Consider the following 13,674-nt stretch of genomic DNA (forward strand, 5'->3'; position numbering starts at 1 on the left):
GTACATATTTTTAATTCTTGTTTTTTTGTACAACAGAATCATAATTATGATACAATATAATTTAGGAGGAAATTACCTACATGCGAAACCTTTTATCCACAAAAGATCAAAGACAATTACGCTTAATGGAAATCTTAATCCAGAATCGTAATTGGTTAAGATTACATTCACTTGCCGAAAAATTAGGATGTACAGAACGCATCCTAAAAAATGATTTAAATGAATTACGAACAGCTTTCCCAAATATTGACATCCAATCTTCCGTTAACGGAATCATGATAGATTTAGATGTTAACACTAGTGTGGAAGACGTTTATCAATATTTTCTAGCTCATTCCCAATCTTTTCAATTACTAGAATATATGTTTTTCAATGAGGGACTACCTATTTATCGAACGATAGAAAATCTTCACTCAAGTAGTGCTAATCTCTATCGATTGGGCCGAAATATTACAAAAACTCTATCATCACAATTTCAGATTGAATTATCTTTTACTCCCACTGCAATTCTTGGTAATGAAAAGGATATTCGCTATTTTTTTGCCCAATACTTTTCTGAGCGCTATTATTTCCTAGATTGGCCTTTTCCTGACCTTCCTGAAGAAGATTTAACAGAGTTTGCTGATTTCTTCTATAAAATAACGAATTACCCGATGCGATTTTCAATTTATAGAATGTACAAATTGATGATAGCTATCAGTATTTACCGCGTCAAAAATGGTCATTTCATCGACTTACCAAATTATTTCTTCGATGAATACTACCCTCTTTTGATGAATATTCCAAATTTTGAGGAGCTACTTGTCCATTTCTCTGAAAAACTGGGACTTGAAATCACTCCAGATATCATCGCCCAAATTTTTATATCCTTTATTCAAAACAATCTTTTCTTAGATCCTCAAGAATTCTTCAACTCTTTAGAAGAGAACAGTGAAGCAAGATACTCTTACCAATTACTTAGTCAAATATTAGAACGCCTATCAAAACAATATAAGATTACTTTTACCAACCACGATGAGCTGATTTGGCATTTACACAACACTGCTTTCTTTGAAAGACAGGAAATCTTTTCTACCCCAATCTTATTTGAACAAAAAGCATTGACGATTAAAAAATTTGAAGTTTACTTCCCAGACTTTATGGGAAGTGCACGTCAAGAACTGGCTCAATACCGTCAAGCAATTGGACAGCATGACCATCCTGAACAGTTGGAACACTTGATGTACACCATCTTAACCCATGCTGAAAACCTCTCTACTCAGTTGTTAGAAAATCGACCACCTATCAAGGTTTTAATTATCAGTAACTTTGACCATGCTATATCCCTTACCTTTGTTGATATGCTTTCCTATTACTGTAATAACCGCTTTACCTTCGATACTTGGGATGAATTGAAAACAAGTCCTGAGATTTTAAATCAGACAGATTACGATATCATCGTGTCTAATTTCTATATTCCAGGGATTACCAAGAAGTTTATTTGTCGAAATCATCTGTCAATCATGGATTTGGTTAATCACCTCAACACTTTATCAAATGAGATTCATATATCCAATACTTTATAAACTAAAAAGTCAGCAGGGTCCTGCTGACTTTTTCTCTTATCTGATTTCTATACTTCCTTAACAAAAACCAATTCCTGTGGCTGTGACAAATCTTCTCTGTAGGTAAACCCTGCAAAGCTTAAGCGACGAGCTTCCTCCACCGTCTGTACTTGATTTTGTATCAGGGCTGTCAGGAAAGCACCACGCGCTTTCTTTGAAATAGTTGAATGAATCTTCAGCTGACCACCTCTATCCTCCATGAATTTGAAGGTCACCATTTTTCCTCTGATTTCCTTAGAAAATACAGTCTCAAACTCGGATGACAAGAGAGAGAAAATTAGGTCTTCACCATTCATAGCTTCATCATAGGTTTGCTTCCAATGGCTCTTCAAAGTCTTACCTGCGACTTTTAACTTCATCAAAAAGTCCAAACGGTGAGGGGCTATGGGTGACAAGGCTGGTACGACTCCGTACAAAGCCGAAGTAATAAAGACATGATTTTCAAGATAGGCATGTTCTGCATCGTTCAGTTTGTCTCGCTTGATGTGGCGGTACATCAGCCCATCAAAAAGTTTCAAGGCTGGGTAGTGTTGAGCAGTCTGCCTTTTCAAAACTTGGATATTTTGAAATTCTTCCGCCGCCTTCTCAGCTGATACCTTGTAAAAACTCTCCAATTGACTAGCAGAATAGAGAGCCAAGGCATCAAGCACAGCCTGACTTTCTGGTCTTAAAGGAGTTGCCTCGATACTTGGCAAGTCTGTGTTCATTTCTTTTGCTGTTGGGATTAAAATTTTCATATTGATAGTGTAGCATATTTTTTAGCCACTACCAAGAAATTCATCTGAAAAACCTCGGTTTGACCGAGGTTTCTCTATTTATTTTGGCCATCCTAACCAGACAGCCACGAGAACAAGGGCTAGGCCAGCCAAGCTTGTTAAGATAGATAAGAATTTATCTTTTTTCTCCTTGAAATGAGAAAAACCTATCTTCAAAGCGAGCAGTCCGAGTAGCATTGAAGCAAGCATCAAATAAAAACCCATTTCTTTGTCCTCCATTAGTCTTAATTTACCTTATTATAATATATATTTCTTAAATAAACCTTTTTTACTGAACTTTAAAAGTCTTGAGATAATTGTCTTTTCCTACTTGACCTTCGAAAGCTTTACCATTTTCAAGGTAAGGAAGGTCATCTGATACTGAGGCCTTGACCTTGTATATTTTGCCATCAACTTTAAAGAAGTAGACAGTATCGCCCTTGATAACAGCTGATTTGAGGTCTGCTACCACTCCCTTGATACTTTCAGTTGTTGCATTGTCAATCTCAAGATCGTTTTTATTGGCGTACTTGCTGAGCAGCTCTTCCACTGTCGTAGCTACGATAACATTTTGGTACTCGACTGCGTCTACCAAAGCGTACTCTTTGACCAAACCAGCATTGTCCTTCAAGCCCATGATGTAGAGAGGCTTGTCATTGAGGTTGATGAGGATTGGGAAGGTTGCCTTGTAGGATTTCTCCTGAACAGCACCTTCGGCTGATTCACGGGCTGATTCTTCGGTCGCAGAAGCCAAGCTATACTTAGTGATTTCTCCTGTCCGCATATTTTCAAGGATAAAACCAAGATTACTCTCATCTGCATTTGCTGACGTTACACCTGTGTAGAGATAGATATCATTGCCGATAGACAAGTAATTATAGCCCTTGGTAGTCTGGGTCACGTTTTTCTTGGAAATCATGGCATTCCAGAAACCGTCCTTGTACTTGCCGTTGTAGTTAATTTGCTCAATAGTTTCCTCAGCTGGATAGACCCTGTCCACCCATTCTGGAACATCTTCCAAGTTGTATTCCTTGGTTTCTCCATTTGTGGCATCCAAGATAATGACTGAAACAGGACGAGGAACCGCTAAGCCAAATTGCTTTTGGTAAACCGTTGCTACATAGAAAGGATTACCCTCATCGTCCACCTCGAAAGATGGAGTTTTAAAGATCTTGGTTGGGTACTTCAAGCGCAGGTGGCGTTTGACATCACGGTTAAAATACTCCGAGTCCGAATACTTGATTGGTGTCTTCAAGTCCACCAAATTCGCATTTCCAGTTACCATGTCCACCTTGATATACTCACCGATTCCCTTGGCTTGATTGTTAAACCATTTGATAGGATCTGCGTATTCTAGTGGCGTAACTCGATAAGGTTTCCCATCAATCGTCAATTGAGTATAGGTATCTGCCGCTACGTACTGCGACACCTTATCTGTTAGGGAACCCAAGTAGCGGTCCCCAATTTTTTCAGCGGTACTTCTATCTAAGATAGGAACCTTACTGGTATCAGTCTTAGGAAAATCAGTAAAGTCTTTTTCCGTAACCGTGACTACATTGGCATAATTTTTAGCCTGAAAAATGCTAGAAGTTACCAAGGAAACCAAGGCTGCTAAGAGAAGAATTCCTCCAATAGAAGCTAAAAGGATTTTCCCTAACCGATTGATTTTGAAACCCTCAAGATTTAAGGCAGCTTCCGCCTTGCCGTGGCGCACATGAACCGTTTTTACCAGATTGATTCCCTTGCCAAAGCCAAATAAGATTGCTACAAGCAGCAAATGCCCACAGAGGAAAAAGAGAAATTCCCAGCTGGTCAGGTTAAGAGGCGGTAAAAAGATATACCAGGTCGTTGCGATAAAAATAAGTTCGAAGACTATTCGTTTCATTTGCTTTCCTCCTAAATGATTCGTCCTTCCAAGTGATCCAGTTCATGCTGGCAAATCTGGGCTGGGAAACCTGTCAAAGTAATGGTCTGTTCCTGCCACTTGCTGTCACGATAGGCAACCTTTATAGTTTCATAACGCTTAGTTGGTCTCACACCTACCAAAGACAAACATCCTTCTTCCGTCTCATAAGGTCCTTCAGAGGACAGGAGCACTGGGTTAAACATGACCACAGGAACCAAGCCAAGATTAAAAATAATCACGCGCTTCTGCACCCCAATCATATTGGCAGCCAGACCGACACAGGTCTCACGATTTGCTAAGAGTGTATCCTGCAAATCTCTGGCAAGATACAGATCATCCTGACTTGCCGGCTGAGATACCTGAGATAAAAACAAAATATCCTTCACAATTTTCTTTTCCACTTCCTCACACTCCTCTTACTTTTTACTATATTATAGCAATTATAGCATAAAAGCTGACAACTGCAAGCCCTTTCCCTCAACTGTAGCAAAAAGCCATCCGAAGATGACTTTTCTTTTTAAATCGCATTCTTGTCAAAACCGAGTTTGCGTTGAATAAACTTAACAATTTCGACGATGATAATCATTGAGAAGCTTCCAGCCATGACGATTCTCCATTGAGACAAGTCTAGTTTGGTTACGTGGAAGATACCTTCAAGTGGTTCTACGACGATTGTTGCCATGAGAAGGATGAAGGATACCAAGATAGACCAGTTGAAGGTCTTAGACTTGAATGGTCCAACTGTCAAGATGGATTGGTAAACAGATTTCACATTGTAGGCATGGAAGAGCTGAATCAAACCAAGTGTTGCAAAGGCCATAGTAAGGGCATCTGCGTGAATGGCATGATTGTCACCCACGTGAACTGGGTAAAGAAGGGCAAGACCATAAACACTCATAACAATAGCTGCTTGGAGTACACCTTGATAGATAATAGAACTCAAAACACCACCTGAGAAGAAGCTTGCCTTGCGTCCACGTGGTTTATGGTTCATGACACCAGGCTCAGCTGGCTCAACACCAAGAGCGATAGCTGGGAAGGTATCTGTTACCAAGTTGATCCACAAAAGATGAACTGGCTGCAAGACGTCCCAACCAAACAAGGTAGATAGGAAGATGGTTAATACTTCAGCAGTATTGGCAGAAAGTAGGTACTGAATCGTCTTTTGAATATTTGAGAAGACCTTACGTCCTTCTTCCACTGCAACGATAATAGTTGCAAAGTTATCATCTGCAAGAATCATGTCAGAAGCCCCCTTAGACACCTCTGTACCAGTGATTCCCATACCGATACCGATATCGGCTGTTTTCAAAGCCGGAGCATCATTGACACCGTCACCTGTCATGGCAACGACCTTACCTTGTTTTTGCCAAGCCTTGACGATACGAACCTTGTGTTCTGGAGACACACGGGCATAAACAGAGTATTGACCAACGACTTTTTCAAAGTCTTCATCAGATAGTTCGTTGAGCTCAGCACCAGTTAAAACATGTCCTTCTGTATCATTTGCGTCAATGATTCCCAAACGTTTAGCAATAGCTTCTGCAGTGTCTTGATGGTCACCTGTGATCATGATTGGACGAATTCCCGCTTCCTTAGCCACACGAACAGCCTCAGCAGCTTCAGGACGTTCAGGGTCAATCATCCCAATCAAACCAGTAAAGATTAAATCATTTTCAAGCTCTTCAGAAATAAGGTTTTCTGGAATGCTGTCAATAATCTTATAAGCACCAGCAAGGACACGCAAGGCTTGGTGAGCCATTTCAGAGTTGTTTGTATGGATGAGATTTGCAACCTTCTCATCAATCGGAGCAATATCCCCAGCCTTATCACGAAGAACACAACGTTTCAAGAGTTGGTCTGGCGCACCTTTAACAGCTACGAGGAAGCGTCCATCTGCAAGTGGATGAACTGTTGACATGAGCTTACGTTCAGAATCAAATGGCAACTCAGCCACACGTGGATATTTCTCTAAGAACCCTTTGACATCGTAGCCCTTGTCCAAGGCATATTGGATGAAGGCTGTTTCGGTTGGGTCACCAATCAGGTTGCCTTCAACATCAATTTTCGTATCATTGGCCAAGACAACTGAACGAAGAAGGGGCATTTCAAGACCTAGTTCAATATCATCAGCTGAGTCATGTAGGACTGCATCGTAGAAGACTTTTTCGACGGTCATCTTGTTCATGGTCAGCGTGCCAGTCTTATCAGAAGCTATGATTTCAGTTGAACCAAGTGTTTCTACTGCTGGCAATTTACGAACGATAGAGTTTCGTTTGGCTAAAACTTGAGTACCAAGGGCAAGAACGATAGTTACGATAGCTGGTAGCCCTTCTGGAATTGCTGCAACGGCAAGCGCAACAGAGGTCATCAACTCACCGAGTGGATTTTTGCCTTGAATGAAAACACCAACTACAAAAGTAACAAGGGCAATGACCAAGATAGCATAGGTCAAGACCTTAGAAAGGTTGTTCAAGTTTTGTTTGAGTGGTGTATCCGTCTCATCCGCATCTTGGAGCATACCCGCGATATGACCAACTTCCGTGTACATACCTGTATTGACAACAACACCCATCCCACGACCATAGGTCACGTTTGAGTTTTGGAAGGCCATGTTGACACGGTCACCAATACCAGCATCTGCAGCAAGTTCAACTGTCAAGTCTTTTTCGACTGGCACAGACTCACCTGTCAAAGCAGCTTCTTCAATTTTAAGAGAGTTGGCTTCAATCAAACGTAGGTCTGCAGGTACTACATCACCTGCTTCAAGGGAAACAATATCTCCTGGAACCAATTCTTTAGAGTCAATCTCCGCCATATGCCCATCACGAAGAACGCGGGCAGCTGGACTAGACATGGATTTGAGAGCTTCGATCGCTTCTTCGGCTTTTCCTTCTTGGTAAACACCAAAGGCAGCATTGATGATTACCACGGCTAAGATGATAATGGCATCTGCGATATCTTCCCCACCAGAAGTCACGACTGACAAGATTGCTGCCGCAACTAGGATGATAATCATCAAATCCTTAAATTGCTCGATAAATTTGACCAGGATTGATCGTTTCTCGCCTTCTTCGAGTTCATTGTGGCCAAATTCGGCAAGGCGCTTTTCCGCCTCACTTGATGACAAACCTTGTTCGGTCGCATCCACAGCCTTCAAGACCTCTTCAGGACTTTGAATGTAAAACGCTTGGCGTTTTTGTTCTTTTGACATGTGTCTCCTCCTTGACATTGTGTGCAAAACAGACTCTCTTTTTCTCATCGTATCTTTTCACGACAAACAAAAAGAAACCTGTTAATCATAACAAGTCTCGCTGTTTAAGATAGTGCCGGAAAGCATACTTTTCAGTATAAAATTCGGAATGACGACACTATCACAGGTTTCTGCCAGCTACTCCCTTGAGTAGTACTATTATACCAAATTTTGAAAAGTTTTCAAAGAGTAAAAAATGACTTATTTGAATTTTCCCTTGAAAACCAGTATAATGGTAGAATGCTATGTGACTAGAAAGGAAGTTGAATGAAGCAATCTATCTCAAATCTCAAGTTAGCTGAGCGTGGGGCCATTATCAGCATTTCAACCTACCTGCTCTTATCAACAGCCAAATTAGCAACTGGTCACCTCCTTCATTCATCCAGTTTGGTGGCTGATGGTTTCAACAACGTGTCGGACATCATTGGAAATGTAGCCCTCTTGATTGGGATTCGAATGGCGCGCCAACCTGCTGACCGAGACCACCGTTTTGGCCACTGGAAGATTGAGGATTTGGCTAGCTTAATCACTTCTATCATCATGTTCTATGTCGGATTCGATGTCCTAAGGGATACCATTCAGAAGATTCTCAGTCGTGAAGAAACGGTCATTGACCCTCTGGGTGCAACTCTAGGAATTATGTCTGCAGCGATTATGTTTGTGGTCTATCTCTACAATACTCGCCTCAGTAAGAAATCCAACTCTAAGGCTCTGAAGGCTGCTGCTAAGGACAATCTTTCTGACGCTGTTACCTCACTTGGTACTACTATTGCTATCCTAGCTAGCAGTTTCAATTATCCCATTGTGGATAAACTGGTCGCTATCATCATCACTTTCTTTATCTTGAAAACAGCCTATGATATCTTCATCGAGTCTTCCTTTAGCCTTTCAGATGGCTTCGACGACCGCCTACTTGAGGACTACCAAAAGGCTATCATGGAAATTCCCAAAATCAGCAAGGTTAAGTCCCAAAGAGGTCGCACCTACGGTAGCAACATTTACCTTGATATTACGCTAGAAATGAATCCTGACTTGTCGGTTTATGAGAGCCACGAGATTGCGGATCAAGTCGAGTCTATGCTGGAGGAACGTTTTGGCGTCTTTGATACCGATGTCCATATCGAGCCAGCACCTATCCCTGAGGATGAGATTTTAGACAATGTCTACAAAAAATTGCTTATGCGTGAACAATTGATTGACCAAGGAAATCAATTGGAAGAACTCTTGGCAGACGATTTTGTCTATATTCGTCAAGATGGAGAGCAGATGGACAAAGAAGCTTATAAAGCCGAAAAAGACTTGAATTCAGCTATCAAGGATATTCAGATCACTTCCATCAGTCAGAAGACCAAACTCATCTCCTATGAGTTAGATGGTATCGTCCATACCAGTATCTGGCGTCGCCACGAAACTTGGCAAAATATCTTTCATCAAGAAACCAAAAAAGAAGACAAATAGTAACCCTATCCAGTGGATAGGGCTTTTTTGATTGATTTTCTTTAACCTAAACTATCTTATAAGCATTTGGAAGATTTGGTTTTAGAAGCTTGTTTTGTCTATTTCCTTGCTTGACGATTTTGCTCGATACGCCATTCCCTTTCATAGTACTTCATGGCCTCATAGACACTTTCAGGAAAATCTACATCTAGTAGAATGATAGGGATAATCAAATCTGCTGACTGATGAAAAGGGAAACAACTTCTCTTCAGTAAAGATAGAAGTGATTGGGATCTCGCATTATCCTTGTTTTTAAAATAAACTTCAATCTGATAGGAATTCCTATACTTCCCTCCAATCCGAGAGAAGGAAAATTCCTCTACATCAGCCCAAGCATAGAAATGACTCGATTTCTTTGGATTCGGTTTGTAGTAAAATCCCTGAACAGTAAATCTCAAATATTCCTTGTCCAAACTTAAAAGTCTGTAAGTCAGATAAACTACTACTACACCAAAAAAAAGTAAAACCAGCATAAACAAAAGACTTATCATATGAAGTCTGGTCCCCTTTTGCGAATACGAATAGAGATAATAGAGAGGTAACAAGAAGAAAAGACCAAACAAGGCATTCCAAATGATTTTCTTGGGACTACGTTTAATGACTTTTTCTTCCATCATGCCAACTCACTTAAATATTCATAGCGTTCGTATTTTTCAAGGAGTGCTTCGTTTTTCTCATCTAGCTCTTTCTGAAGAGTCGCTAGTTTACCAAAGTCGGATCCGTTGGCCTGCATCTCCTCTTCAATAGCAGCTATACGATTTTCCAAGGCTTCAATATCACCTTCAATGCTTGCCCACTCCTGCTTTTCTTGGTAGGTCATGCGTTTCTTGTCTTCACGGACCTTGACCACTTTCTCCTTTTCGGCCTTTTGCACTTGATTGGCCATCTCTGTTTCAAAGACTTTTTCATCAAGATAGTCGGTATAATGACCAAAGAAAGGACGAATCTTGCCATCCTCAAAAGCGAGAATCTTGGTCGCTACCTTATCCAAGAAATAGCGGTCGTGGCTAACTGTCAAAACAGGTCCTGCAAATCCTTGCAAGAAATTCTCCAGAACTGTCAAGGTTGCAATATCCAAATCATTGGTTGGCTCATCTAAAAGAAGAACATTTGGTTTTTCCAAGAGCAATTTGAGGAGATAAAGACGTTTTTTCTCTCCCCCAGACAATTTCTCAATCAAGGTTCCATGCGTCGAACGTGGGAAAAGGAACTGCTCCAGCAATTCTGCAATGGAAGTCGTAGAACCACCACTGGTCTTGACCTCTTCTGCCACTTCCTGCAAGTAATTGATCACTCGCTTACTTTCATCCAAGCCCTCAATTTGCTGAGAGAAATAGGCGATGCGAACAGTTTCCCCAATCACAACTTGTCCTGCTGTCGGCTCAAGAATGCCTGCAATCAGGTTGAGCAGGGTTGATTTTCCAACACCATTGTCCCCAACAATTCCGATACGATCTTTGGCTTGCACCAAGAGATTAAAATCTTGTAAAATAGACTTGTTTTCATAGGCAAAGGAAACATCCTGAAACTCGATTACTTTCTTACCAATCCGACTGGTTTCAAAGTTCATGGTCAAGTCTGTCTCAGCACTACTGCCTGAAACTTCCTTTTTCAAATCATGGAAACGATTGATACGAGCCTGCTGCTTGGTCGCACGCGCCTGCGGTTGTCTACGCATCCAGGCCAATTCTTGTTTGTAGAGTTGTTCTTTTTTATGAAGAAGAGCCGCGTCACGCTCATCCTGTTCCGCCTTAAGGCGAACATAGTCCTGATAATTTCCCTGGTACTCGGTCAAGCCTGCGCGATCCAACTCGAAAATCCGTGTTGACAAAGCATCCAAGAAATAACGATCGTGGGTAATAAAAAGGACAGTCTTCTTAGAATTTTTCAAAAAGAGGGTCAGCCACTCAATAGTCGCAATGTCCAGATGGTTGGTCGGCTCATCCAGAAGCAAGAGGTCGTGGTTGCCAAGTAAGACTTGCGCCAACTGAACCCGTCTTCTCAGACCACCTGACAATTCCCCAACAGGAGTAGATAAATCCTGAATCCCCAGCTTGCTGAGAACCGTCTTGACCTGACTCTCGATTTCCCAAGCTTGGAGAGAATCCATTTCAGCCATGACACGTTCCAAACGCGCCTGTTTGTCCTCACTGTAGTTAAGCATGATCAACTCATACTCACGAATGAGCTGGATTTCCTTGAGGTCGCTAGATAGAACCGTATCTAAGACCGTCTTGCTATCATCAAAATCAGGGTCCTGAGTCAAGTAACCAATCTGGTAATCATTCTTAGCTGAAAAAGGACTAACATCCCCATCAAAGCCAGAAACACCAGAAAGGACGTCCAAAAGGGTGGTCTTGCCCGTTCCATTGACACCAATCAGACCAATTCTATCTAGGTCATGGATAATAAAGGAAATATCCTTAAAAACGGTCTTGTCACCAACGGATTTACTTAGTTTTTCAACGATAAAATCACTCATTTTTTCTCCCTCAGATAAGCATGGATGGCTTGACTGTCATTTTCCAATTCTCCATCGACAATGGCATACTCAATCTCTGTTAAAATCTCTCCCAAGTCTGGTCCCGGCTGATAACCATATTCCTTGATCAAAATACCACCGTTGATTTGGATTTCTTTCTTGTCATGAATGATCAAACTCTGATAGGTTTCTGTGATGGCTTGTGGGTTGACTTCTTTTCCTTGGGCCTGACGAAGATTTTCAGCCTGTAAAAGTAAATCCAAGTCAAAGCGGTAACAATCGCGCTTGCTCAATTCTCCCTTTTCACGCAAGGTCAAAATAGTCAGTAAATCCTGAACTTGCTTAGCAAACTGGCGTGAGGTCTTCCAAGCCTTCAAAAATGGCTGCGCATTTTCAATCTCCAAAGCCCACAGTAAAGCCGCCCAGACTTGTTCAGAGGATTCAAAAGTAAAATCAGTCTCTAAATCAAACAGTCTATTGAGCTTGTCCTGGCTAGCTGCCATATCAGGGAGATAGTCATAAGCTTGACTCTCAATCATGGAAGCCAAACCCCTTCTCCAAAATGGAGCTAGCAAGAGTTTATCAAACTCAACGAAGGTACGCTCCACAGAAATTTTCTCCAGAAGTGGCGTCAAGGTCTTCATTGCTTTAAATGTTTCTGTCTCAAGTTCAAAGCCAAGACTGGCTTGAAAACGGAAACCACGCATAATCCGCAAAGCATCTTCGTTGAAACGCTCACTAGCCACTCCAACTGCTCGTAAGACTTGCTTTTCCAAATCTTCTAAACCATGGAACAAGTCAACGATTTCTCCTGTCTCATCCAAGGCAAAGGCATTGACTGTAAAATCACGGCGCTTGAGGTCTTCTTCTAGCGAGCGAACAAAAGAAACCGCACTAGGTCTACGATAGTCCACATAGACATCTTCTGTCCGAAAAGTAGTCACCTCATACTCCTCGTCCCCATCTAAGACCAAGACAGTTCCATGCTCGATTCCGATATCGGCTGTTCGCGGAAAAATCTGCTTGGTCTCTTCTGGATAAGAAGAGGTCGCAATATCCACATCATGGATAGGACGATTAAGGAGGGCATCTCGAACAGAGCCCCCAACAAAATAGGCCTCAAAACCTGCTTCTTTAATTTTTTCTAATACTGGTAAAGCCTTCTGAAATTCAGAAGGCATTTGCGTTAATCTCATAATAAGTGTTCTAATCCATAGACAAGCTCATGACGCTTGACAACTTCTTTAATTCCCAAATTCACCCCTGTCATGAAGGAGCTGCGATCATAGGAGTCATGACGGAGGGTCAATCCTTCTCCCTGATTGCCAAAGATGACTTCCTGATGGGCTACCAAACCTGGCAAACGTACTGAGTGGATCCGCATGCCATCAAAGTCAGCACCACGAGCACCAGCAATGAGTTCTTCCTCATCAGGCGCACCTTGCTGGGTAGAGTCTCGAACTTCTGCCATTAACTCAGCTGTTTTAATAGCTGTGCCACTCGGAGCATCCTTTTTCTTGTCATGATGGAGCTCGATAATCTCCACATTTGGGAAATATTTGGCAGCTTGCGTCGCAAATTGCATGAGTAAAACAGCACCCAAGGCAAAATTTGGAGCAATCAAGCCACCCAAATCTCGAGCACGAGAAAATGCTTTTAGCTCTGCAATTTCTTCACTAGTAAAGCCTGTCGTTCCAACTACTGGAGCAAAGCCATTTTCAAGAGCAAAGCGTGTGTTTTCATAGGCAACAGCTGGAGTTGTAAAATCTACCCAAACATCCGCTTTAAAGCCTGCCAAATCAGCCTTATCCTTGAAAACAGGAATACCCTGCCATTCTGATTCAGACTCAAAGGGATCCAAAACTGCTACCAAGTTCAAGTCTGGATCAGCCAAGACCATCTGACAAGCAGCCTGGCCCATCTTTCCCTTAAAACCAGCAATAATTACTCGAATACTCATCTCTACTCCTGTCTAAGATACAAAGCCTGTAAGAACACAAAGTGAAAATAGGAGTTCTGATCAAGAAGTGTCTACTCCTTGGAAGAACTATCTTTTTCACACAGGGTTCCAGGCGTGTTCAATTATCAAGATACAAAGGACCTTAGCTGCCCATGAAAAATAGGGAATGGCGCTGACTTTCCACAAAAGGCGAGACAGACATCTTTTTCCAAGAGGC

General features: G+C 41.7%; 11 protein-coding genes. 2 read left to right on the forward strand and 9 right to left on the reverse strand.

What is annotated here, in order from left to right; genetic code table 11:
* Nucleotides 1-80 precede the first annotated feature (80 nt).
* Complete coding sequence (gene pclR, locus MK480_RS07745; RefSeq protein WP_268707475.1) at nucleotides 81-1,565, forward strand: virulence transcriptional activator PclR; 1,485 nt, start codon at nucleotides 81-83, stop codon at nucleotides 1,563-1,565.
* A 47-nt stretch (nucleotides 1,566-1,612) separates the two neighbouring features.
* Here pclR and yaaA read toward each other — a convergent pair whose 3' ends face one another.
* The 5 genes from yaaA to MK480_RS07770 form a co-directional block, all read right to left on the reverse strand.
* Complete coding sequence (yaaA, locus tag MK480_RS07750) at nucleotides 1,613-2,341, reverse strand: peroxide stress protein YaaA (RefSeq protein WP_268707476.1); 729 nt, start codon at nucleotides 2,339-2,341, stop codon at nucleotides 1,613-1,615.
* A gap of 78 nt (nucleotides 2,342-2,419) precedes the next feature.
* On the reverse strand, nucleotides 2,420-2,584 hold the full coding sequence (locus MK480_RS07755) for a YczI family protein (protein WP_268707541.1): 165 nt from the start codon (nucleotides 2,582-2,584) through the stop codon (nucleotides 2,420-2,422).
* A 64-nt stretch (nucleotides 2,585-2,648) separates the two neighbouring features.
* A complete protein-coding gene (locus MK480_RS07760) occupies nucleotides 2,649-4,244 on the reverse strand; it encodes a hypothetical protein (RefSeq protein WP_268707477.1) in 1,596 nt (531 codons plus the stop codon).
* Between the two features lie 11 nt (nucleotides 4,245-4,255).
* Nucleotides 4,256-4,666, reverse strand: coding sequence for a peptide deformylase (locus tag MK480_RS07765; RefSeq protein ID WP_049511113.1), 411 nt, complete (start codon nucleotides 4,664-4,666; stop codon nucleotides 4,256-4,258).
* A gap of 116 nt (nucleotides 4,667-4,782) precedes the next feature.
* Nucleotides 4,783-7,479 carry a cation-translocating P-type ATPase gene (locus tag MK480_RS07770; RefSeq protein ID WP_268707478.1) on the reverse strand — a complete coding sequence of 899 codons (2,697 nt, stop codon included), beginning with the start codon at nucleotides 7,477-7,479 and terminating at the stop codon, nucleotides 4,783-4,785.
* 306 nt (nucleotides 7,480-7,785) lie between these two features.
* On the opposite strand from MK480_RS07770, the gene mntE reads away from it, so the two are divergent.
* Nucleotides 7,786-8,976 carry a CDF family manganese efflux transporter MntE gene (gene mntE / locus MK480_RS07775; protein WP_268707479.1) on the forward strand — a complete coding sequence of 397 codons (1,191 nt, stop codon included), beginning with the start codon at nucleotides 7,786-7,788 and terminating at the stop codon, nucleotides 8,974-8,976.
* A 98-nt stretch (nucleotides 8,977-9,074) separates the two neighbouring features.
* Here the strand turns inward: mntE and MK480_RS07780 are convergent, their stop codons facing one another.
* Genes MK480_RS07780 through dapB form a run of 4 tightly spaced genes read right to left on the reverse strand, consistent with a single transcriptional unit; the run spans nucleotide 9,075 to nucleotide 13,457 of the window.
* On the reverse strand, nucleotides 9,075-9,632 hold the full coding sequence (locus MK480_RS07780) for an STM3941 family protein (protein ID WP_261266714.1): 558 nt from the start codon (nucleotides 9,630-9,632) through the stop codon (nucleotides 9,075-9,077).
* Nucleotides 9,629-11,497, reverse strand: a complete 1,869-nt coding sequence (locus tag MK480_RS07785; RefSeq protein ID WP_268707480.1) for an ABC-F family ATP-binding cassette domain-containing protein — start codon at nucleotides 11,495-11,497, stop codon at nucleotides 9,629-9,631. Before MK480_RS07785 ends, MK480_RS07780 begins: the two co-directional genes overlap by 4 nt.
* On the reverse strand, nucleotides 11,494-12,693 hold the full coding sequence (locus MK480_RS07790; protein WP_326845943.1) for a CCA tRNA nucleotidyltransferase: 1,200 nt from the start codon (nucleotides 12,691-12,693) through the stop codon (nucleotides 11,494-11,496). The genes MK480_RS07785 and MK480_RS07790 overlap by 4 nt, the downstream gene beginning before the upstream one ends.
* Nucleotides 12,690-13,457: a 4-hydroxy-tetrahydrodipicolinate reductase gene (gene dapB / locus MK480_RS07795; protein WP_268707482.1), complete on the reverse strand. Its 768-nt coding sequence runs from the start codon at nucleotides 13,455-13,457 to the stop codon at nucleotides 12,690-12,692. Before dapB ends, MK480_RS07790 begins: the two co-directional genes overlap by 4 nt.
* Nucleotides 13,458-13,674: the final 217 nt, after the last annotated feature.

Origin of the sequence: Streptococcus mitis, assembly GCF_026782895.1 — a bacterium.
Classification (GTDB): Bacteria; Bacillota; Bacilli; order Lactobacillales; family Streptococcaceae; genus Streptococcus; species Streptococcus mitis_CB.

Coding starts and splice junctions, on each gene's coding strand:
- yaaA (WP_268707476.1), bottom strand. CDS start 2,341: ATGAAAATTTTAATCCCAACAGCAAAAGAAATGAACACAGACTTGCCA.
- MK480_RS07785 (WP_268707480.1), bottom strand. CDS start 11,497: ATGAGTGATTTTATCGTTGAAAAACTAAGTAAATCCGTTGGTGACAAG.
- mntE (WP_268707479.1), top strand. CDS start 7,786: ATGAAGCAATCTATCTCAAATCTCAAGTTAGCTGAGCGTGGGGCCATT.
- MK480_RS07760 (WP_268707477.1), bottom strand. CDS start 4,244: ATGAAACGAATAGTCTTCGAACTTATTTTTATCGCAACGACCTGGTAT.
- MK480_RS07755 (WP_268707541.1), bottom strand. CDS start 2,584: ATGGGTTTTTATTTGATGCTTGCTTCAATGCTACTCGGACTGCTCGCT.
- MK480_RS07770 (WP_268707478.1), bottom strand. CDS start 7,479: ATGTCAAAAGAACAAAAACGCCAAGCGTTTTACATTCAAAGTCCTGAA.
- pclR (WP_268707475.1), top strand. CDS start 81: ATGCGAAACCTTTTATCCACAAAAGATCAAAGACAATTACGCTTAATG.
- MK480_RS07780 (WP_261266714.1), bottom strand. CDS start 9,632: ATGATGGAAGAAAAAGTCATTAAACGTAGTCCCAAGAAAATCATTTGG.
- MK480_RS07790 (WP_326845943.1), bottom strand. CDS start 12,693: ATGAGATTAACGCAAATGCCTTCTGAATTTCAGAAGGCTTTACCAGTA.
- dapB (WP_268707482.1), bottom strand. CDS start 13,457: ATGAGTATTCGAGTAATTATTGCTGGTTTTAAGGGAAAGATGGGCCAG.